This window comes from Haloarcula amylovorans (assembly GCF_004681185.1).
Lineage (GTDB): Archaea > Halobacteriota > Halobacteria > Halobacteriales > Haloarculaceae > Haloarcula > Haloarcula amylovorans.
Genome location: NZ_SRIF01000002.1, coordinates 418,737 through 440,221, shown reverse-complemented (window position 1 = coordinate 440,221; position 21,485 = coordinate 418,737). Strand labels below are relative to the sequence as shown.

The following is a 21,485-nucleotide window of genomic DNA, read 5'->3' as shown; positions in this document are numbered from 1 at the left end:
TGTCCCCCGGACCGGCAAATAACCACAGGGTGACGGCGCTTGCGGGTCGCCCGCTACCACTCGGCGACGCTACCGTCGGGGTGTCGCCACACGGGATTGTGCCAGTCGACGTCTTTCTCGGCCTGTTCGCGGACGTACTCCTCGTTTATCTCGACGCCGAGTCCCGGGTCTGTGGGGACGGTGACGAACCCGTCCTCGTACTCGAAGACCGACGGGTCCGCCAGGTAGTCGAGGACGTCCGTCGTCTCGTTGTAGTGGATGTTCAGGCTCTGTTCCTGAATCAGCGCGTTGGGCGAGCAGGCGTCGACCTGCACGCAGGACGCCAGCGCGAGGGGGCCGAGCGGACAGTGTGGAGCCATCGCCACGTCGTAGGCCTCGGCCATCGCTGCAATCTTCTTAACCTCGGTGATGCCGCCGGCGTGCGAGAGGTCCGGTTGGATGACGTCCACCGCGCCGTCCTCGAACACTTCCTTGTAGTCCCACCGGGAGAACATCCGCTCGCCGGTGGCGATGGGAACCGTGGTGTGGGCGGCGATATCCGGCAGCGCCTCGTTGTGTTCAGGCAGCACCGGTTCCTCGATGAACATCGGTTCGTACGGTTCGAGCGCCTTGGCGAGGCGTTTCGCCATCGGCTTCGTGACGCGGCCGTGGAAGTCGACGCCGATGTCTACCTCGTCGCCGACCGCCTCGCGCACCTCGCGCAGGCGGGTCGCGGCGGCCTCGACCGTCGCCGGGTCGTCTACGCGCTCGATTGCTGGCGTCGCGTTCATCTTCAGCGCCGAGAAACCCGCCTCGACCTGCTCGCGGGCCTGCTCGGCGACGTCGGAGGGCTCGTCGCCGCCGATCCACTGGTAGACGCGAATCCGGTCGCGAGCGGCCCCGCCGAGCAACTGGTGGACCGAGACGCCCAGCTGCTTGCCCTTGATGTCCCACAGCGCCTGGTCGATGCCCGCGATGGCGGACATGAGAATCGGCCCGCCGCGGTAGAATCCGCCGCGATACATCGTCTGCCAGTGGTCCTCGATGTCCGCCGGGTCCTCCCCGAGCAGGTAGTTCTCCATCAGTTCCTCGACGGCCGCCTTGACCGTGTGGGACCGGCCCTCGACGACGGGTTCGCCCCACCCGACGGTACCGTCGGCCGTCTCGATTCGGAGGAAGAGCCATCGCGGCGGCACCTCGAACAGTTCGTAGTCGACGATGCGATTCTCGTTTCCGTCGTCAGTGGTGTTCGAACTCATCGGTGACGTGGCGAGCGAACAGAGAGAGTCGTCGCTGGTGCATCGTCGCGATCGGGGTTCGTCGCAGCGTGTGTCGTCTCGCGGCGCACGGGTCGTGTGTCGATTGGCATCGTGCGGGGATTTGTGAACAGCCCATTTAACCGTTGTGTCGACAGCCACGAGACTGTGTCAAGGACGTTCACGGTGTATGAACGAAACACCGTCGCTCTCCGGCCAGTCGAATCCGGCGCTGGCCGAACAGTTCGTGTGAATGGTGAGCAATCGACACGCAATCGTTCCGAACCGTCCCGCGAGACCGCTCGAATCGGCGGTTCACGCTCGCTACAGCGCTCGTCTCGACCTCGCCGCAACGAGATTCGACCCGGTCGGAGAGTTCACAATGTATGAACAATAGGGGTGGCAGCCACGGGTTACGTCTCTCGTCAGTCGGCGTGAGGCGCGGTCGGCCGTGTCGGTACCCGCTCGCCGAACGGAAAATGACTGCTCTAATAACGGAGGTACATTCGTTATTTTACTCGGCCAGCCCGTGACCGCCGATTATTCACATATCGTGAACGAACCGAGCAGAAGATGCGTCGGCAGGCCTTGCACGGAGACGTTCCGACGAACATACATTTCTCGAAAGCTCCCGCACATACGCTTCCGAAATCTGTCCACAGTGTAACGATATCTATACTCATCTAACCCCGTATAATCCCTTATATCTGAAATTCAACTCCAATAGTTTAGTTTTATCCCTATATCGTGCCATTCCAGCCCTTCTTATTCCAGAGTGAGCGTGGTCATCGGCGTCTCGACGACGGTCACGTCGAACGCGTCGACGGTTTCGTCGCCGACGACGAACGTGGCGTCAGCCGGGACAGAGAGTGAATGCGCCTCGCTCGTGAAGTTCGTCACCCACGTGTACCCGTCGCGCTCGGCCACGCGCACACCGTCGGGAAATGGTGGCGTGTGCGCGACGTTCGCCGCGCCCAGCAGATCCGTCACTAACTCGTCGGCGAGTCTTCCTGTGGGCCAACAGCCACAGTAGGTGACGCTCCCGGGAGCGCGGTCTACGCGAGTGATGGCCGCACGACCCTCGGCGACGCCCGTCGTGTACTCTCCAACGGCAGTCGCCCCCTCCGCGTCGAGCCAACTGGCCCACGTCTGATAGTCGTGGGTCTCGCCGTCGTAGCGGAGTCTGGTCGGCATCCCGTCGGGGAGACTCTCGTGTTGGGTCACGCGAACGCCCGCGAGGTCGGCCAGCGGTCCCGGCGCGATCGACTCGTGGAGTTGGTTGTGCGGGTCTTTCTCGCCGGTGCGCGCGCCCAGTAAGAGGTGGCCGCCGTCTGCGACGTAGGCTTCGAGGTTCGTCGCGAGATCGTCGCCCACCAGATAGAGCGTCGGCGCGACGGCGGCCGCGTAGTCGGCGAGGTCACTCCTCGGCGAGACGATGTCGACCTGCACGCCGCGCGCGCGGAGGGCGTCGTAGTACGCGCGGAGGTGCGACCAGTAGTGCCAGTCGGGGGAGTGAGGTTGATTCTCGGTCGCCCAGAGGCTCTCGTAGTCGTGCAACAGGGCGACGGGCGCATCCACCGGCGCGAGGTCGAACAGTTCGGCGGCGGCCCGGGCGGCGTCGTCGTATCCCCGGTCTGGGCTGCCGTCCTGCTTGCGCAGTCCGGCGTGGTACTGCTCCTGACCCTCCAGACAGCGCCGCCACCGGAAGTAGAGCACCGCGTCGGCCCCGTGGGCGACAGCCTGGTGTGCCCACAGCCGCATCGCGCCCTCGGCGGGTTGCGGGGCGTGAGGTGGCCAGTTCACGTCGCCAGGCTGCTGTTCGAGTACCCAAAAAGGCTCGCGCTTCGCGCCGCGATAGAGGTCGTGGTTCATCGCCACCTCGTCCGGGTCGCCAGCGCGCAGTTCGTCGGTCGTCGCCTGTCCCGGCTGTCGGTCCTGGACGAACCCCGTCGGATAGGAGTCCCATCCAAGGAAGTCGAGGTCGTCGGCCAGCGAGTAGGCGTCGAGTGCGCCGAAATCGCCCATGAAGTTGTGCGTGACGAACCAGTCGTCGTTCGCTTCACGAATCAGGTCGGCGTGCAGGCGGTTGTATTCGACGACGCTGTCGTTGGCGAATCGGTAGTAGTCCAGCAGGCGCGAAGGATGGTGCTCGGCGGGCGTCGGATGGGGCGGCTCGACGGCCTCGAACGAAGGGTACTGCTGGCTCCAGAAGGTGTTTCCCCACGCCTCGTTCAGCGCCTCGATATCGTCGTATTTCGCTTCGAGCCACGCCCGGAATGCGGCCGCGCAGTCCTCACAGTAGCAGCGAACGGTATCGTGACAGCCGTACTCGTTGTCGGCCTGCCAGCCCGCAACGTGCGGGTTGTCGGCGTAGCGCTCCGTGACGTTCCGGACGATGCGTTCGGTCTCCTCGCGGTAGGTCGGCGAGTTGAAGCAGGTGAAGCGACGGCTCCCCCACTCTCTCGGGGTGCCGTCTGCGTCGGCCTGCCGGATGTCGGGATGTTCGTCGACCAGCCACTTCGGCGGCGTCGCCGTCGGCGTACACAGCACTGCTTCCATGCCGTGATCGCCAACGAGTTCGATGGCTTCGTCCAACCACGCGAAATCGAACTCGCCGCGTTCGGGTTCGATGCGACCCCACGCGAACTCGCCCATGCGGACGTACGAAAGTCCCGCGTCGGCCATCTGTCGCACGTCTGTCTCCCAGCGCTCGCTGGGCCAGTGCTCCGGAAAGTAGCAGACACCGATGGTCATACCCCCTCCGCGTAGCGGGGTGACATACATCTTCCCCCGCCGCGCCGACCCGAAGCGAGTGGGTGGCGAATGAAAGCGCACCGTTTTAATCTCCCGACGCAGTCCTAGCGGGTATGACCGACACGGACGGGTCGAACGTCCTTTTCGTTGTCCTGGACACGGTTCGGAAGGACCGCCTGTCCGTCTACGACGACGTGGCGACGACGCCCCACCTGAAGGAGTTCGCCGAGGAGGCCGCTGTCTTCGAACAGGCCGTCGCGCCAGCCCCGTGGACGTTGCCCGTCCACGCCTCGCTGTTTACGGGTCTCTACCCCAGCGAACACGGAGCCACGCAGGAAAACCCCTATCTCGAAGGGTCCACGACGCTCGCCGAGTCGCTGTCGGCGGCGGGCTACGACACCGCCTGTTACTCCTCGAACGCCTGGATTACGAGCTACACGAACCTCACCGCCGGATTCGACGACCACGACAACTTCTTCCAGATTATGCCGAGCGAACTCCTCTCGGGCCCGCTCGCGACTCTCTGGAAGACGATGAACGACAACGACACCCTGCGCGGAGTGGCCGACCGACTCGTCCAGGCCGGCAACAAGATTCACGAACACTTAGCGGAGGGCGGTGGCGGCGACACCAAGACGCCGCAGGTCATCGACAAGACCATCGACTTCGTCGACGAGAGCGACGATTTCTTCGCGTTCATCAACCTGATGGACGCCCACCTCCCCTACCATCCGCCCGAAGAGTACAGAGAGCGGTTCGCGCCCGGCGTCGACTCCACCGAAGTCTGTCAGAATTCCAAGGAGTACAACTGCGGCGCACGCGACATCGACGACGAGGAGTGGGCCGACATCAAGGGCCTCTACGACGCGGAGCTGGCTCACATCGACGACCAGTTGGACCGCCTCTTTTCGCACCTCAAGGAGACCGGCCAGTGGGAGGACACCACCGTCGTCGTCTGTGCGGACCACGGCGAACTGTTCGGCGAACACGACCTCTACGGCCACGAGTTCGGCATCTACGACCCGCTGGTGAACGTCCCGCTCATGGTGAAACACGCCGACGTCGAACCCGACCGCGACGACGAGACGACGGTCGAACTGGTCGATATCTACCACACGATTCTAGACGCCGCCAGCGCCGAAGGCCAGGGCGAGTCATTGCAGTCTCACCGCTCGCTCCTATCGCCGGACTACCGCGAGTTCGACACCGAACTCGGCGGCGTCCCCCGCGGCGACGTGGGCTTCGTCGAATACCACCAACCGGTCGTCGAGTTGCGCCAACTAGAGGGGAAAGCAGCGGCCGCCGGTATCGAACTCGACGAGCAGTCTCGCTTCTACTCGCGGATGGGCGCGGCCCGCACCCCCGACTCGAAGTACATCCACTGTACGCGCATCCCGGACGAAGCCTACGACCTCGCGGAGGACCCCGGTGAGACGACGAGCCTCGTCGGAACGGACGCGGAGCCGGCCCACCTCGAAGACGCGCTGTGGGCGTTCCTCGACGACGTCGACGCCGACTGGCCCGAGGAGGCAGACGGGGCCGACGGCGACGTGTTAGACGGAATGGACACAGAGACGAAAGACCGCCTGCAGGACCTCGGCTACATCGACTAGCCAGTGACCGACGACACCCAATCGGTCGATCTCACCGACCGGAAGACCACCGCCCAGATACTGCTCGGGTTCGCCGTCGCCGGACTCGTCGTCTACCTCCTCGTAGACTTCGTCGGGACGGCTGGCGTCCTGGCCGAACTGCGAACGGCAGAGCCGACGTGGCTCGCGTTAGCGTGTCTCTCGACGATGCTGTGTCTCGTCGCGTGGGGAAAGGCCTGGCAGATAGTGCTCTCGGTCGTCGGCATCGACGAGCGCTTCTCCAGCCTCGTCGTCACCTACTTCGCCGCGACGTTCGCCAACTACGTCACGCCGCTCGGACAGGCCGGCGGCGAGCCGTTCATCGCCTACGTCCTCTCGCGGGACACCGAGGCCAGCTATCAGGACAGCCTCGCCAGCGTCGTCACGGCTGACCTGTTGAACCTCTTCCCGTTCGTCACGTTCGCCGGCATCGGCTTCGCCGCGCTCCTCTACCAGAGTTCGCTCCCCGACACCATCGAACCGCTCGCGGGCGGACTGGTCGTTCTCTCGGTCGGCGTCCCCGTCCTCGCCGCCGTCGGCTGGCGGTACCGAAAGCGAGTCACCAAGACCGGCCTCCGTGTCGTGGCACCAGTGGCGAAACGGACGCCGCGCGTGACGCTGTCGGGCCTACGCGAGCGCCTCCGCGAGACGGAGACGGCCTTCCAGCGCATCGCCACCGACCGCCGGGCGCTCGTCGAGGCGCTCTCGTTCTCGTACGTCGGCTGGATATTCTTCGCGCTCCCGCTCTACCTGGCCGCACAGTCCATCGGTGTGGAACTGACGGTTCTGCTCGTCCTGTTTATCGTCCCGGCCTCGACGCTCGCCGGCATCGCCCCCTCGCCCGGCGGTTCTGGGGCAGTCTCGACGGCGCTGGTCGTCCTCATCGTCGCGCTGACTGCCGTCGGCCGCACGGACGCGACGGCCGTCGCCATCCTCTATCGCGTCGCCAGCTATCTCTTCGCGCTACTGCTTGGTGGCGGCGCGGCGCTGTACGTCCTCAAACGGAACTGACCGCCGAGCCGCATGTTGGGCTTGTCCATCCACAGGGTGGGACTGAAAGGGGCCGGACGCTCGATTAGCCCGGACGAAGCAAGGACCGCAGGCCGGAGGCCGAGGACCGCAGCGAGTCCCGGAAATCGAGCGTCCGGGGGCTTTCTGGCTGTTCTCAGTCTTCTGATCACCAGTACTTTCAGAAAATTGGATATCTCCTAGGCGGTGTTGTGTTCGACGAACGTCGGCCGCCAGTTGTCCAACTCGCGTAGGTCCCGCCCCGCGATTCGCCAGTCGCCGTCCGGGGGAATCGGCGAGACGATCATCGTCGTCGGCGTCGCGAGCAACCGCAGCGGGAGGCGCTGGTCGCTGTGAAAACCGAAGTCGGCCAACAGGTCGCGCGGAATCGAATCACCACGGACCGCGACGACAGCAGAGTCCTCGTGGTCGGCGAGCACGCGGGCCAGCAACGCCGGAAGCGCCCGATCGCGTTCGACATCGCTCACGAGGGGAACCACGTCGGCGACGTTGGTGACGGTCCCCGACTCCGTCTCCTGTGTCCCAGTGACGAGGCCAGCAACCGGGTCGCCGCCCAGCCGAGCGGTGTAGACGGTGTACTCCCACTGTGGGTTACCGAAGCGGTACTCGAAGAACTGCTCGTCCCGGTAGGCGTGAATCTCGGCGGGCGGTCGGCGGCGGTAGAGGCGCGCGAGGGTCCGTGCGGGAATCTCGGTGTGACGGGTGACACACACCTCCGGTGGGCGTTCGACGCGTTGGCTCCGTGCGTCGAGGTAACCACGGGCGACCCGCTTGCTCAGCGTCGAGAGGAGTCGGTTCTCGACACCCGCGTACACTGCCGGGTCCTGCACCCGGTAGTGCGTGGTGTGCTCGCCGGCGATATCGCAGCCCAGTTTCGCCAGTCCCGCGGTCGTCATCGGGTTCGGGACGTTGAACGTGAACGTCGGTGGTCCGTCGGCGTATCCCTCGAAGAGCCGCTCGCTCATCCGGCTGAACAGGCCCTGTCGGCGGTGGTCTTCGTGGACCATCGTCTCACAGGACTGGATGGCGGTGTGGTACGTATCGCCCGCGCGCATCTGGAAGGCGAGGTTGGGCCGCGCGCCGACGATCTCTCCGTCGCGTTCGGCGACCACGATTGGCGACTCCGTGAGGTAGGGATTGTCGGCGAACTTCCAGTCGAACCACGCCGTCGAGTACCCCGGCCAGATTCGGTCGTGCAACGCCATGAACCCCTCGCGGTCGCCGGGCTCGAACCAGCGGATAGTGTAGCCGTCGTCGGCCGTCGACCGCTCTACGGCCGTCTGGCTAGTCGCCATTCTCTAAATCCAGCCCGGGGACCAGTTCGTCGGCGGCGTGATAGCGCTGGTACACCGCACAGTGGGTCTCGTGGTGGAACTGGTGGCGGTCCCGACAGAGGTCGGCCTCCATCGGTGAGACGAACGCCGCCTGGACCTCACAGTAGGGACGTTCGTGGTCGAACGCCTGCTCGCCATCTGAGTCGCGGTAGTCGAGGTGCGGACAGACCATCGAGAAGAGTGGCGACGGGCAGTTGTTTGGTTATTGAGGCTGTTCTGGCGATAACACGGGGTTACCGGCTCGAAATCGCTGATAGCTGTGTCGTAACCAAGTAGCGAACGGTGTGAGTGACATTAGTGTCATACGACGACTACCACCGGCAGAAGAAGGTCATCCTCACCGTGGCCACGACCGGCGCGATTCACGGGAAGAACGCCAACCCCAACCTGCCCGAACAGCCCGAGGAAATCGCTCGACAGGTGGCGGCCTGCGAGGAACTCGGGGCGTCCATCGCGCACGTCCACGGCCGGAACGAACACGGGGAGAACGACGCGTCGCGGCTTCAGGCGGTGAACGACGCCATCCGCGAGCACTGCGACGACATCATCATCCAGAACACGACTGGTGGACAGAGTCCCTACGAGCAGCGCGTCGCGGGCATCCGTACCGACCCGCCGCCAGAGATGGCGTCGTTGGACATGGGGCCGTTCAAACGCGACAAACACATCATCACGAACCACACCCGGAACAACATCGAGCGCCTCGCCGTCGAGATGCAGGCCAAGGGCATCAAACCGGAGATGGAGGTGTTCAACTCCGGCCAGCTGGCCGAAGTCAAACGGCTCATCGACGAGGGGTTGGTCGAGGAGCCGCCGTACGTCAACCTCATCTTCGGCGGCTCGTTTACGCCCGCGCGGCCGCGGAACTTGCTGAATATGGTCGACAACCTGCCGGAGAACGCCGAGTTCAACGTCCTCGCGGTCGGGCCGCACCAGTTGCCGCTGACGACGATGGCCGTCCTGCTCGGGGGACACATCCGCATCGGGATGGAAGATAACCTCTACTATCGCCGCGGCGAGAAAGCCACGAGTAATCAGCAACTCGTGGCCCGCACCGTCGAGATACTCGACCGCCTCGACCGGGAAATCGCGACGCCTGAGGAGGCCCGAGAGATGCTGGGGATGCCGAAGAAACAGGTCGAACAGCCGGCTGACGGCGATTAAGCGGGTTATTCGTCTCGCCCGCGAGAAACGATCGAAGGCCGGCGATACGCCGTGTTCGGGTCGTCACCGATCAGCGGCGATGGCGCGAGAAACGCGGTAAGCACGAGAATCGCTCGCCGCGAGTTTGCTGTCGAAGCGCGGTAAGCGTTCCTTGTTACCAATCCTCACACCAGAGTCGCGAACCAGACGGAGTGGTCGTGGTAGCTATCGATCGTCTCGCCCGCGCTCCCAGAGGCAAACCAACCGTGTCAGCGTCTCGTTGACCGGCACTGGCTCGGCCGCTCGTTCGACGACGTGGCCGTTGATGGCGTCGATCTCGGTCGCACAACCGTCCTCGACGTCCTGCAACATCGAAGAGCGGTTCGCGGCGGTGTCCCGAACGACCTGCTCGGCCGACGAGACGGCCCGCTCGTCGGTGAGGTCAATGCCCTGCGCGCGAGCGACGCGGGCCGTCTCGCGAGCGGCGTCGGCGGCGAGTTCGCGTCCCGGGCCGTCGGCGAGCGCGCCGTTCTCGACGCGAGCGAGCGCTGTCACGGCGTTGACGGCGGCGTTGACCGCCAATTTCTCCCACAGGCGCGTCGGCATGTCCGTCGCCACCGTCGTCTCGACGCCTGCGTCGTCAAACGCCTCACCTACTTCGTCAGCCACCGGAGAGGGGCCACCCATCCGCGCGCCCAGCACCACCTCACCGCGGCCCGTGAACGCGACGGTGCCCGGCCCCGTCAGTCGCGCGCCGTAGGTGCAAGTGCCGGAGAGCACCGGGCAGTCGAGTTCGGCCGCGAGCGTCGCTTCGTTGCCCATCCCGTTCTGCACGGAGCAACACGCCGCCAGCTCGCAGTCAGCGAGCGCGCGGGCGGCGTCGGCAGTATCGCCGCTCTTGACCGCCACCAGCGCGAGATCCGCGGCATCGGGAACCACGGTGTCGGCCGCCGGGTCGACGTGAAACGCCTCGACGCCGACCACGTCGAGGCCGTCGCGCCGCACCGCAGTGATGTGGGGGTCTCGTCCGACGAGCGTCACCTCGTGTGCGCGGGCGAGCATCCCCCCAAGGAGGCTCCCGAGACTCCCGGCCCCGAAAACGACGATATGCATGCGCGTGGAGAGACGCGGGCTGTACAAAAGGGTTCCAACGCCGCCGCTCGGTTCCATGCGAAATGTTCCCCCGACATCGGCGGAGACCACCAACCACAACACGCCGCACCGCGAACGACCGCCATGGACGAGCGGAAATCGGACGCCGAGCGCGTCACCGACGCCATCGAAAACATCGGTGCCGACCGCCTCACGGACGCCATCGTCGACGCGTGGGAACGGGCTGGACTCGACACCGGGACGCCGACGTGGCCCGACGGAGAGTCGCGGTTTCGGGTGCGACCACCTGTGAGCGACGAGGAGGCAGGGTTGAATGCGCTCGCGACTGTACTCGATACGACGCCGCGCCGCCCCGACACGGCGTTCTGCTACCTCGATATCGGTCGTCGAGCGGACCTCGTCGGTCCCAGACGCGTCGAACTAGAGACGCTTTCGGGCCACGCCGACGTCACCGTCGACGCCGACCACACCGCCGGCACCGTCCCGTTCACCGCCGAGACGTTCGACGCGCTCGCCACGCTCTTCGACGAACTATCGTATCTCGTCGTCCGCGACGTCGAGGGTGTCGCCATCGCCGAGTGGCGCGAGGAGACGCTTCGCTTCGCGCTCCCGGACGGTGACGTGAAGGCGATGAAAAACGCGCTCGACGCGAGGACGGCCGACCGCATCGAGCGCGTGGAGTAGCGTGCTATTCGCCGATAAAACGCCGTTTCCCACGGATGAACTGCTTTGCCGTGCGAATTAGTCCTCACTCGCACGAATCCGCTACTCGCGGCTGAACCGCGTCGGCGTGCGAATTAGTCCTCACTCGCACGAATCCGCTACTCGCGGCTGAACCGCATCGGCGTGCGGATTAGTCCTCGGTCCAGTAGTAAATCTCCTCTTTGGACGCCCCACAGGAGGGACACTCGTCGGGGATATCCTCCTCAATCTCGCCCATCTCGCCACACTCCCAGCAGCGCCACATCAGTTCGGCTTGCCCGGCAGCGCCCGTAGTCCGGTGCTCGTCGGACATCGACTCGATGCCACCTTCGACGGTGACGTAGAAGCCGTGCTGGTCGAACCCGCGGATGGTGCCGAGTTCGTTCCCCTCCTCGTCGAACACCGTCTTGCCGAAGGAGAGTTCGTCGTCGTCGGCGTTGACAAACATGTCGGTCATACAGATGAACCGACGGCGGGAGGTGTGATAAAAGCTAGCGCCTAGCGCGAGAAGAGGCTGTTGTGGACGGGCGCGAAGTCGCTCGCCTCGCTCTCGACGGCCTTCGTATCGGAAACAGCGTTTCCGTCGAGTCCCTCCTCTAAGAAGTCGGACAGCGGCGGACCGACGCTGTCGGGTTCGACGAGGAAGGCGTCGTGGCCGTAATCCGAATCGACCACATGGTGGGCGACATCGGTATCAGTCTCTCTGAGCGCGTCGGCCAGCGCTTCAGACTGCTGGGTCGTGAAGTGCCAGTCGCCGGTGAAGGACATCACCAGCGCCTCGCCGTCGAAGGCTGCCAGCGCGTCGGCGTCCGATTCGAACCCCGAGGAGAGGTCGTAGTTGTCCATCGCCCGCGTCAGGTAGAGGTAGCTGTTGGCGTCGAAGCGCTCGACGAATTTCGAGGCGTTGTAATCGAGGTAGGACTCGACGTCCCGATACGGGAAGAAGCGGCCCGCGGGGTCGGTGGGGAACGCGCGCTCGGCCTCCCGCGTGGCGGCGCGGCGACCGAAGCGACGCTCCATGCTCGCCTTCGAGAAGTACATGACGTGGCCGATTTGCCGGGCCAGCGCCAGCCCCTCGTCGGGGTGGGTGCCGCCGTCGGACGAGGCCCCGTTCTCGTCGCTATCGGAACCGCCGTAGTAGTGGCCGCCGTTCCAGTCGTCGTCAGTGGTGATGGACCGGCGGGCGATGCCGTTCAGCGCGAGACACTGCGGGTCCAGTCGCGGGGCGGCGGCGACCGGCACCAGCTTCTCGACGTGATCGGGGTGGCGCTTGCCCCATTCCAGGACGTTCATGCCGCCGACGCTGCCGCCGACGACGGCGTACAGCGCGGGGATCCCGAGCTCGTCGAGTAGGCGGCGCTGGGCCTCCGTCCAGTCGGCAACCGTGACTGGGGGGAACTCCGGGCCGTACGGCTCGCCGGTTTCGGGGTTCGTACTCGACGGGCCCGACGAACCGTAACAGGACCCGGGAACGTTCGCGCAGACGACGAAGTACTCCTTCGTGTCGATGGCCTTCCCCGGACCGACGATGTCGTCCCACCACGCGTAGGCCTGGTCGCCGCTGTCCTCGAAGCGGCCGCGCGAGGAGACGTGGGCGCTCCCGGTCAGGGCGTGACAGACGAGGACGGCGTTGTCGCCCTCGAAATCGCCGTAGGTCTCGTAGGCCAGTTCGAGGTCGGCGATGGTCTCGCCACACTGGAACTCGAACTCGCCAAGCGAGACGGTCTCCGATTCGACGCTCATGTGGCTCGCTCGATGGCCTCGTCGATGTCCGCGAGCACGTCCGCCGGATCCTCGATGCCGACGCTCATTCGGATCAGGTCCGGGCTGACGCCGCTCGCGCGCTGTTCTTCTTCCGAGAGCTGGGCGTGGGTCGTGCTCGCGGGGTGGATGACGAGCGTCTTCGCGTCGCCGATGTTGGCGAGGAACTGCGCTAAGTCCGTTTCCTCGCAGAACTGTCGGCTGGCGTCGTAGCCGCCTTCGAGACCGAACGTGACGACGCCACCGAAGCCGCCGACGGACGAGTCCGTCGCGGATCGGCTCGCATCGCTCGACTCTCCGCCGTCGAGATATCGCTTTGCGAGGTCGTGAGTCTCGTGCGATTCGAGACCGGGGTAGGTGACCCACGCCACGTCGTCGTGGTCTTGGAGATGTTCGGCAACGGTCAGCGCGTTCGAACAGTGTCGTTCCATCCGAAGCGAAAGGGTCTCGCTCCCTTGGAGGGTCGCCCACGCGTCGAAGGGTTTCTGGCCGTCACCGAGTGCCCGGAGGCCGCGCTGGCGGGCGGCCATCGTGAAGGCCCGGTCGCCGAAGCGCTCGGCGAAGTTCGTCCCGAAGGCGGGGTTCTCCGCCCCCATCTCGGGATACTTTTCGGGGTAGTCGGCCCAGGGGAACGAGCCGCCATCGGCCAGCACCCCGCCGATAGTGGTGCCAGAGCCGTGAATCCACTTCGTCGTGGACTCCCAGACGAGGTCCGCACCGTGGTCTAACGGCCGACAGAGCGCGGGCGTGCCGAAGGTGTTGTCCACGAACAGGGGGACGCCGTGGTCGTGGGCCACCGCCGCAATCTCTTCGAGCGGCGGGACGACGAGCGAGGGGTTTCCGATGGTCTCACAGTGGACGTAGGCGGTGTCGTCGTCGATGGCCTCGGCGTAGGCGTCGGGGTCTAGGGTATCGACGAAGCGCGATTCGATGCCGCGTCGGCTGGCGGTGTTGGCGAGATAGGAGTGTGTGCCGCCGTAGATAGACGACGCCGAGATCACGTTGTCACCGGCCTGGGCCAGTACCGTCGTCGCGGCGTCGAGCGCGGCCATCCCCGACCCGGTGGCGACGGCGTCGACGGCGTTTTCGAGCGACGCCAACCGCTTTTCCAGCGTCCGGACCGTCGGGTTGTCGAATCGGGAGTAGACGTTGCCGTCGTCCTCCAGCGCGTAGCGGTCGGCGGCCGTCTCCGCGTCCTCGAAGACGTACGAGGAGGTCTGATAGATGGGCGGCGCGCGTGCCCCCGTCGCCGGGTCGGGTTCCTCCTGCCCGGCGTGGACACAGCGCGTCCCGAATCCGTAGTGGTCAGTCATGTGCAGTATGCATATATCTCTACGCATCTATAACCATGAGTTACGGCAAAACTCTCCCCGAGTGAGCGATGGGCACAGAGCGGTGGCCGCCCCTGACACGGATACTATCCGTCTCGGTGGATACAAGCCGCCGGCACCACAACACCGCCCAATGACCGACTCCGAGAAGACGGTGCGGTGTTGGCTGGTCGAACGGTCCAGTTTCGGCGACGAGCGGATGGTGACGCTGGTCTACGCCACGCCCGAGGGCGAGCGCCACCTCAAGAAGCAACTCTCGACGAACCTCCTGATGAAAAAGCGCGTGACTGCGGCCATCGACGTCGAACCGGAGCGGTTGGAACCGGTCGACGACGCGGACCGCGAGCGCTACGCGACCGAAGCCCAGCGGATGGCCGACAATCACGACCCGGATTCGGAAGTCTGAGCGCCACACACGCCGGTTTCGTTCAGCGTGGTCAACACGAAAGACTATACCGGAGGGCGGCGCAAAGCCGGCGTATGACCGCTATCGAACTGAACGACGTCCGCAAGGAGTTCGGGGACGTCGTCGCCCTGCAAGGTGTGGACCTGACGGTCGAGGAGGGGGAAGTGTTCGGGTTCCTCGGCCCAAACGGTGCGGGGAAATCGACCACAATCAACGTTCTGCTGGACTTCGTCCGGCCGACGACGGGGTCCGCGAAAGTGCTCGGAATGGACGCACAGGAGGATTCGAAGGCCATCCGGGAGCGCATCGGCGTTCTGCCGGAGGGATACGATGTTTACGAACGACTGACCGGCCGCGAGCACATGGAGTTCGTCATCGAGTCGAAAGACGCCGACGACGACCCGGTGGAACTGCTCGAACGCGTCGGCGTCGCCGACGCGATAGACCGCCGGGCCGGCGGCTACTCCAAGGGGATGAAACAGCGACTCGTACTGGCGATGGCGCTGGTCGACCAGCCGGACCTGCTCATCCTCGACGAGCCGACGACCGGACTCGACCCAAATGGTGCCCGCAAGATGCGCGATCTGGTCCGCGAGGAGAGCGAACGCGGCGCGACGGTCTTCTTCTCGTCGCACATCCTCAGCCAGGTCGAGTCGGTGTGTGACACCGTCGGCATCCTTCAGGATGGGCGACTCATCGCCAAAGACAGCGTCGAGGGCCTCCGGTCCGCAGCACAGGGCGACATGAAACTCATCGTCACCGTCGCCGACGCCGACGGACTGGAGGGCGCCATCGACCAGGTCCGCTCGCTCCCGGAGGTCTCGGGCGTCACGCGAGAAGGCGACCGCGCCATCGTCAACTGCCAAGGGGACGCGAAGATGACCGTCCTCAACGCGTTCGAGGAATCGGGTGTCACCGTCGAAGACTTCGAGACGCAGGAGGCCTCGCTCGAAGACCTCTTCACCGCCTACACCGACCAGCGTGAGCGAGAACAGGAGGTGCAGGCATGAGTACTGCCGACGCCGGTCCGCTCGCGGATGTCGACCGCACCCTTCGAAACACCTTCGAGTGGTACACCGTCTCGAAGAAGGAGTTCAAGGACGCCATCCGCTCGAAAGGGCTGTGGTTGCTCGGGCTCATCTTCACCGTCGCGTTCATCTCGCCCGTCGCGCTCGCGCTGTACTTCGACGTCGGCGTGAGCCAAGGCGCACAGGAACTGGGGATGCAACTCCTGCTCTCGCAGATATACACGCGGATGGTGACGTTCCTGTTGCCCATCGTCGCCATCTTCGTCGGGTTCGCCGCCATCTCGAAAGAGCGCACGTCGGGGTCACTGAAGCTCCTGCTGTCGTTACCCCACTCCCGGAAAGATGTCATCATCGGAAAGGTGCTGGGCCGCTGTGCGGTACTCGGCGTACCGCTGGCCATCTCGCTGGGACTCACCGCCGTCTTCCTGGCGTTCTCGCGGCTGACGTTCAAGCCGGGGCTGTTCGCGGTGTTCAGCTTCTTCACGCTGGTGTTCGCGCTGGTGTTCGTCGCCATCACCGTCTCCATCTCCGGGGCCTTCTCGAAGAGCCTCTGGTCCGGTGCGGCGAACTTCATCGTCTACTTCTACTTCACGTTCCTCTGGAACGCCGGCGCTAACGGCGTCGGGAAGATACTGACGAACGAACTGGGCGTCACCGGGGCTATTCGCTGGCACGCCGTCCTCCTGTTGAAGCTGTTGAACCCGAATCAGGCCTACCAGACGCTCATCAGTTCGATTCTCGGCGAGGGCGAGAACGCCGCACGGGCGGCCCGGTATCAGATGTTCAGTCAGGGCGAGCAGGCGAGTCGCACGATCTGTTCGAGCGTCCTCAACGGTTCCCCGCAGGCTCAGGAAGGAGTCTTCGGGACGTTCGTCACCTGTCAGGCCGGCAGCAACCCGATACCGTTCGTTTACTCCGACCCCTTCGTCGTCGTGTTCATGCTGGTGTGGGTCGGCATCGCCGCGACCATCAGCTACTACACGTTCAACCTCGCAGACCTGTAACGGGTCCGAACAGGACGACGACTTCGCGGTTGGCCTCGCTACTCGCTTTCGATGCCGTATTCGTCGAGCAGCGCCTCGAACGCCGCCTCGTCCACTAGCTCGACGTCGTTCGCTTCGGCGTCCTCACGCTTTCGCTGGCCGGCGTTCTCACCGACGACGAGATAGTCCGTGTTGCTCGAGACGCTGCTGGTCGCGGAGCCGCCGTGTCGCTCGACTAGCTCCTGTGCGTCATTTCGCGTGTAGCCGTCGAGCGACCCTGTGAACACGAAGGTCAGTCCATCGAGGGCGTCGCCGCCGGTCTCCTCGGCCGCTTGCGGGTCGACGTAGTCGAGCAGTCGGGTGAGCACTGAGCGGTTGCCCTCGCTCTCGAAGAACTCGACGATGCTCTCGGCGACTTCGGGACCGACGTCGGGGATCGCCTCGAACGCCTCGCGGTCGCCCGATTTAGCTGCATCCTGTATCGCCTCGAACGTCCCGAACTCCGCGGCGAGGTTCCGGGCGGTCACGTCCCCGACGTGAGGGATACCGAGCGCGACGAGGAAATCCGAGAGCGGCGGGTCGCGGGCGGCGTCGAGTTCCTCGACGAGGTTCTGTGCGCTCGTCTCGCCCCACCCCTCCAGTGCTTGGAGGTCCTCGACGGTGAGTTCGTAGAGGTCGGCGGCGTCCTCGACGAGGTCGGCATCGAGTAACTGCTCGACGGCTTTCTCGCCGAGCCCTTCGACGTCGAGCGCACCGCGGCTGGCGTAGTGTTCGATCGAGCGCTCGCGCTGGGCGGGACAGGAGAGGCCGCCGGTACAGAACGCCATCGGGCCGTCGCGCTCGACCGGGCTATCGCAGACCGGACACGTCTCGGGGAACGCGAAGTGGCCGTCGCTGTCCTTCTCGACCACTTCGACCACGTCCGGGATCACGTCACCCGCGCGCTTGATGCGAACTCGGTCGCCGACGTTCACGCCCAACTCCTCGATGAGCGAAGGGTTGTGTAGCGAGGCACGCGTGACCGTGACGCCGCCGACTTCGACGGGGTCCATCAGCGCGACGGGCGTCAGCCGACCGGTGCGGCCGACCTGTACGACGACGTCGCGAACGGTGGTCTCCTCCTTACGGGCGGGGAACTTGTAGGCGAAGGCCCACCGCGGAGCGCGGCTGGTCGTCCCCAGCAGGTCACAGGCGTCACTGTCGTCGACTTTCAGGACGACGCCGTCGATCTCGTAGCCGAGGTCGTCGCGGGCGGCGAGTTGGTCGTCGCGGTAGTCGATAGCCGCCTCGATATCGTCGACGACGCGCGTTCGGTCACAGACCCGCAGTCCCCACTCGGGAAAGCGCTCGTGTAAGTTGGCGTGGCTCTCGAAGCCGACAGACGCGTCGAGGACGCCGAAGAAGAACACGGCGAGCGGCCGCTGTGCGGTGACTTTCGGGTCGAGCTGGCGGAGCGTCCCCGCGGCGGCGTTGCGGGGGTTGGCGAAGGGGTCGTCGCCCGATTCGACGCGCTCGCGGTTGTACTCGGTGAACGCGTCGCGGGGCATGTACACCTCACCCCGGACCGCCAGAAAATCGGGGTAGTCCCCGCGCAGGCGCTGGGGGGCGCTGGCGATGGTCCGGACGTTCTCGGTGACGTCCTCGCCCACCTCGCCGTCACCGCGAGTGGCCGCTCGCTGGTACTCGCCGTCCTCGTAGACGATTTCGACCGAAAGCCCGTCGAACTTCGGCTCACAGAAGTACTGCAGGTCGCCGTCGTAGTCGGCCTCGGCGAGTCGGTTACGGACTCGCTCGTCGAACTCGCGGACGGCAGCGGCGTCGCCGCCCTGGTCGATAGACCCCATCGTCGCCACGTGTTCGATGTCACCAAGTTCGTCCAGTGGTTCGCCGCCGACGCGCTGGGTCGGACTACCCGAGGTATCGAGGTCGAACGCCCCTTCGAGTTCTTCGAGGCGCGCGAACAGGGCGTCGTAGGCTCGGTCGCCGATAGCGGGGTCGTTCTGGACGTAGTACCGGTGGTCGTGGTAGCGAATGGCCTCGCGCAACTGCTCGGCCTGTTCCCGAGCCTCGTCCGCGTCGAGTTCGTCAGTGGGGTCGAACTCGGTCGGCGGGTCCGAGACGTAGGGATTGTCGGTCTCGTCTTCGAGGGCTGCCATCGTCGGTACTGCGAGAGCCACCCACTAATACTGTCCGCTGTGCGTCTCTGGCGTGACGACGCCGTTTCGGCGACCGTTCACCGGGACGCCGTTTCGAGCGTGGGCCGCGCCAGCACGGTGCCGTCGCCCTTGACCGTCACGGCGATACCTTCGTGGGTGAACGAAAACTGTCGGTCCGAAGAGTCGTTTCCGGCCCTGAACAGGGCGTCGATAGCCCCCGCTTCGACCGATTCGTAGATCGGCGTTCCAACCGTCGGTTCCGTGCCGGCCGCGGCAGCGATTACCTCTACGACCGCCATACTCGGTGCGGTCTCCGCCCAGTCGAACTGCTCGCTGACGGGCCCACTACGTACACCCTCTCCGTCACCCTTGGTGAAAGCTCGGCTCATGTTCGTATACTAAGTCGGTTATCTCGTTGGAGTATAAGGGTTAGCCAGCTATTTCAATATCTGAAAATGCTATTGCCAAATCGCGTTCGCGGTAGTTTCAGTCGCCCCCGCTCGTACTGGCCTCGTCCGAGGCCGACAGCGGAGCGGGTCCTGCTAGCTCAGTTCGGTCGACCGCGATAGCGCCGACGTTGGCAAAGAGGAATCCGGCGAAGCCGACCCTGATGAGCAGGCCGATGTACACTCTGAGGACGGTGACGACGAACGAGTCAAACACCGCCGCGACCGAGAGCAGCGCGTAGACGATGAGCATCCCGATGAGGAACAACAGGAGGTTCCGGGACTTCCAGTGGAGGAGTCGCTGTCTGTCGGGGACGGCGACCGCACGACGCCATATTGGCCCGAGAAGCAGGTACGCTATCAGACCGTGTCCGAGGACGACGACGGTGAGACCGACGAGACCGACGACGCCGCCGACGATAGCTGCGACGTTGAACGCGAGGACTTGGACCGCCGGAACGACGGCGGCGACGGCGAGCATCCGTCGAGATTCGTTGGCCAGCGCCACCGCGACGGTCCACAACACCGTGTACGCAACGAAGTCATCGAGGATGTTCGGGACGGTGAGTTGGGTCCCGGCGACGGGCGCGACGCCCATCGAAGTCAGCGCGCTCATCGCGGCCGAGAAGCCGACGACGGCGACCACCGGGTAGCAGTACCGCCGGCGAGACGCTGGAACGCGGCTGAGCCAGCCCAGAAAGACGAGGAACGCCACGGCCGAGGCGGCCGCGGCGACGCCGTAGATCCCCGCGTTGCTAATCATCGTCACCACCCATCGTCTGTCGCCCAGCGGTCGGTGTCGGGTCGGCAGTCGCGCCGTGGTGCTGGTCGCGCGTCTCGAAGGCCGACAAGCGGTCGATGAGTTCCGCGGTGCGGGCAGAGAGGTCGTCGGCCCGACCGCGCACGTCGCTCATCGTCTCCGCGGTCTCCTCGGCGGTGTCGGCCAGTGTGTGCGAGCGCTCGGCCACGTCGGCGGCGGCGTCACCGACAGTGTCGATGGTCGCGGCCACTTCTTCGGTGGCGGCCGCACCGTCGTCGGTCGCCCGAGCGATCTCGCCCATCGCCTCGTCGACGTCGTCGACGGTGTCGGTGAGCTGTGCCAGCGTGTCGCCCGCGTCGGTGACCGTCTCGACGCTGTCGTCGATGCGCGCTCTGGTGTCGTCCATCTCCTGGGTTACTTCGTCGACGTCCGACCGAGCGCCGGCGACGATGCCCTCGATTTCGTCGATGGCGGTCTGGGTCTCTTCGGCGAGGCTCTTGACCTCGTCGGCGACGACGGCGAACCCCTCGCCGCCCTCGCTGGCGTGCGAGGCCTCGATGTTCGCGTTGAGCGCGAGGATGTTGGTCTGTTCGGCGATGTCGTCGATGATGCCGGTCGTCGACTCCACGTCCCGCATCCGGTCGTTCAGTTCCGCGACGAGCGCGTCCAAGTCGGCGATAGCGGTCTCGACGCCCTCGATGGACTCGATGGCGTCGGTGACGCGTTCCGCGCCGGTCGTGCCGACGTCCGAGGCCCGTCCGGCCTGTCGGGCGACCTCGTCCGTCGTCGAGGCGACCTCCTCGATCGTCGCCGAGAGGTCGTTCGTCTCCGCGACGGCAGTCTGGAGTTGGTTCGCCTGTCCTTCGATATCGCGTGCCAACTCGCGGATATCGCTCGCCAGCGACTCGTTGAGTCGTTCGACGTCGGCCGCGTCGTCGGCGACGGACCCGCTCGCGTCCTCGACGACGGTGGCGAACCCCCGAATCTCGTCGACCGTCGTCGAGAGGTCGCCAGCCATCTCCTCGTAGGCAACCGCGATTCGCTCGATAGCGTCGACGTCCGCGTCGGTCTCCAGTCGGCGCGTGAAGTCGCCGTCGGCGGCCGCGTCCATCGCATCGCCGATGTCCGTCGCGTGTTCGATGAGCGTCTCGTTGAACGCTTCTGCTTCGCGACGGGCCGCTTCTGCGTCTCGTTGGGATTCCTCTGCGTCTTCGCGAGCGTCCTCGGCCTCTCTCCGTGCCGTCTCGGACTCGTCGAGTGCCGTCCCGAGCGAGTTGCTCATGTTGTCGAACGCCGCGGCGAGGCGACCGAACTCGTCGGCTCTGTCCACGTCGGGGCTGGCTTCGAGGTCGCCGTCCTCGATGGCTTCCGCGGCACCGGTCAGTCGTCGGAGCGCAACGGCCGCGTTGCCCCCAAGGACGATACCGAGCAAGCCGAGGTTGAGCACGACGACGAACAGCGTGCCGGCGATCGCTGACAACCCTGCCCCCGTGTCCGCCGCGTGGACGGCGAAGAGCGCCCCGAAAGCGAGCGTCCCGACCAACGTTACCGCGAGCGCCGCGCCAATGCGCCTGCTGTAATGGCCAGCTATCGATTCGAATCCGCGTGTCGTCTCCATAGCGAAGAGAGTCCGGAAATCGGACTTATATCTACTCCCCGAGATTTACATTCTG

19 protein-coding genes are annotated in these 21,485 nt (G+C 65.3%); 7 read left to right on the top strand and 12 right to left on the bottom strand.

The window, feature by feature from the left end; translation table 11 throughout:
* Positions 1-53: 53 nt before the first annotated feature.
* Entirely contained in the window at positions 54-1,238 is a 1,185-nt protein-coding gene (gene dgoD / locus E4S61_RS09495) for a galactonate dehydratase (RefSeq protein WP_135303700.1), read from the bottom strand.
* Positions 1,239-2,000: 762 nt separating this feature from the next.
* The gene (locus E4S61_RS09490; RefSeq protein WP_135303699.1) at positions 2,001-3,989 is read right to left on the bottom strand and encodes a beta-galactosidase; all 1,989 of its coding nucleotides are present in this window, start codon (positions 3,987-3,989) and stop codon (positions 2,001-2,003) included.
* A gap of 113 nt (positions 3,990-4,102) precedes the next feature.
* On the opposite strand from E4S61_RS09490, the gene E4S61_RS09485 reads away from it, so the two are divergent.
* Together E4S61_RS09485 and E4S61_RS09480 are read left to right on the top strand one after the other, a co-directional pair.
* Complete coding sequence (locus E4S61_RS09485; protein WP_135303698.1) at positions 4,103-5,602, top strand: sulfatase; 1,500 nt, start codon at positions 4,103-4,105, stop codon at positions 5,600-5,602.
* Positions 5,603-5,605: 3 nt separating this feature from the next.
* Positions 5,606-6,631 carry a lysylphosphatidylglycerol synthase transmembrane domain-containing protein gene (locus tag E4S61_RS09480; protein WP_135303697.1) on the top strand — a complete coding sequence of 342 codons (1,026 nt, stop codon included), beginning with the start codon at positions 5,606-5,608 and terminating at the stop codon, positions 6,629-6,631.
* A gap of 197 nt (positions 6,632-6,828) precedes the next feature.
* Here the strand turns inward: E4S61_RS09480 and E4S61_RS09475 are convergent, their stop codons facing one another.
* Positions 6,829-7,944, bottom strand: a complete 1,116-nt coding sequence (locus E4S61_RS09475; RefSeq protein ID WP_135303696.1) for a GNAT family N-acetyltransferase — start codon at positions 7,942-7,944, stop codon at positions 6,829-6,831.
* Positions 7,934-8,155: a hypothetical protein gene (locus tag E4S61_RS09470; protein WP_135303695.1), complete on the bottom strand. Its 222-nt coding sequence runs from the start codon at positions 8,153-8,155 to the stop codon at positions 7,934-7,936. The genes E4S61_RS09475 and E4S61_RS09470 overlap by 11 nt, the downstream gene beginning before the upstream one ends.
* A 125-nt stretch (positions 8,156-8,280) precedes the next feature.
* Here E4S61_RS09470 and E4S61_RS09465 point away from each other — a divergent pair, with 125 nt between their 5' ends.
* Positions 8,281-9,147: a BKACE family enzyme gene (locus E4S61_RS09465; protein ID WP_135303694.1), complete on the top strand. Its 867-nt coding sequence runs from the start codon at positions 8,281-8,283 to the stop codon at positions 9,145-9,147.
* Positions 9,148-9,351: 204 nt separating this feature from the next.
* Here the strand turns inward: E4S61_RS09465 and E4S61_RS09460 are convergent, their stop codons facing one another.
* Positions 9,352-10,239: a ketopantoate reductase family protein gene (locus E4S61_RS09460; protein WP_135303693.1), complete on the bottom strand. Its 888-nt coding sequence runs from the start codon at positions 10,237-10,239 to the stop codon at positions 9,352-9,354.
* 123 nt (positions 10,240-10,362) lie between these two features.
* On the opposite strand from E4S61_RS09460, the gene E4S61_RS09455 reads away from it, so the two are divergent.
* Positions 10,363-10,923 (top strand): hypothetical protein, encoded by a 561-nt coding sequence (locus E4S61_RS09455; protein ID WP_135303692.1) that lies wholly within the window; start codon positions 10,363-10,365, stop codon positions 10,921-10,923.
* Positions 10,924-11,092: 169 nt separating this feature from the next.
* On the opposite strand, the gene E4S61_RS09450 is transcribed toward E4S61_RS09455, so the two are convergent.
* From E4S61_RS09450 to E4S61_RS09440, 3 genes are read right to left on the bottom strand one after another with little or no spacing between them, the layout of a single operon-like run.
* The gene (locus E4S61_RS09450; protein WP_135303691.1) at positions 11,093-11,398 is read right to left on the bottom strand and encodes a DUF7130 family rubredoxin-like protein; all 306 of its coding nucleotides are present in this window, start codon (positions 11,396-11,398) and stop codon (positions 11,093-11,095) included.
* Positions 11,399-11,439: 41 nt separating this feature from the next.
* The gene (metX, locus tag E4S61_RS09445) at positions 11,440-12,684 is read right to left on the bottom strand and encodes a homoserine O-acetyltransferase MetX (protein ID WP_135303690.1); all 1,245 of its coding nucleotides are present in this window, start codon (positions 12,682-12,684) and stop codon (positions 11,440-11,442) included.
* Positions 12,681-14,015, bottom strand: coding sequence for an O-acetylhomoserine aminocarboxypropyltransferase/cysteine synthase family protein (locus tag E4S61_RS09440; RefSeq protein WP_135303689.1), 1,335 nt, complete (start codon positions 14,013-14,015; stop codon positions 12,681-12,683). The genes metX and E4S61_RS09440 overlap by 4 nt, the downstream gene beginning before the upstream one ends.
* A gap of 151 nt (positions 14,016-14,166) precedes the next feature.
* On the opposite strand from E4S61_RS09440, the gene E4S61_RS09435 reads away from it, so the two are divergent.
* The 3 genes from E4S61_RS09435 to E4S61_RS09425 all read left to right on the top strand — a co-directional run bounded on the left by E4S61_RS09435 (position 14,167) and on the right by E4S61_RS09425 (position 16,471).
* On the top strand, positions 14,167-14,439 hold the full coding sequence (locus E4S61_RS09435; protein ID WP_135303688.1) for a hypothetical protein: 273 nt from the start codon (positions 14,167-14,169) through the stop codon (positions 14,437-14,439).
* 74 nt (positions 14,440-14,513) lie between these two features.
* On the top strand, positions 14,514-15,449 hold the full coding sequence (locus E4S61_RS09430) for an ABC transporter ATP-binding protein (RefSeq protein WP_135303687.1): 936 nt from the start codon (positions 14,514-14,516) through the stop codon (positions 15,447-15,449).
* Entirely contained in the window at positions 15,446-16,471 is a 1,026-nt protein-coding gene (locus E4S61_RS09425; protein ID WP_135303686.1) for an ABC transporter permease subunit, read from the top strand. The genes E4S61_RS09430 and E4S61_RS09425 overlap by 4 nt, the downstream gene beginning before the upstream one ends.
* A gap of 38 nt (positions 16,472-16,509) precedes the next feature.
* Here the strand turns inward: E4S61_RS09425 and ligA are convergent, their stop codons facing one another.
* The 4 genes from ligA to E4S61_RS09405 all read right to left on the bottom strand — a co-directional run bounded on the left by ligA (position 16,510) and on the right by E4S61_RS09405 (position 21,430).
* Positions 16,510-18,606, bottom strand: a complete 2,097-nt coding sequence (gene ligA, locus E4S61_RS09420; RefSeq protein ID WP_135303685.1) for an NAD-dependent DNA ligase LigA — start codon at positions 18,604-18,606, stop codon at positions 16,510-16,512.
* Between the two features lie 77 nt (positions 18,607-18,683).
* Positions 18,684-18,995: a HalOD1 output domain-containing protein gene (locus E4S61_RS09415; protein WP_135303684.1), complete on the bottom strand. Its 312-nt coding sequence runs from the start codon at positions 18,993-18,995 to the stop codon at positions 18,684-18,686.
* Positions 18,996-19,092: 97 nt separating this feature from the next.
* Entirely contained in the window at positions 19,093-19,815 is a 723-nt protein-coding gene (locus E4S61_RS09410; protein ID WP_135303683.1) for a bacteriorhodopsin, read from the bottom strand.
* Positions 19,808-21,430 (bottom strand): methyl-accepting chemotaxis protein, encoded by a 1,623-nt coding sequence (locus E4S61_RS09405; RefSeq protein WP_135303682.1) that lies wholly within the window; start codon positions 21,428-21,430, stop codon positions 19,808-19,810. The genes E4S61_RS09410 and E4S61_RS09405 overlap by 8 nt, the downstream gene beginning before the upstream one ends.
* Positions 21,431-21,485 lie beyond the last annotated feature (55 nt).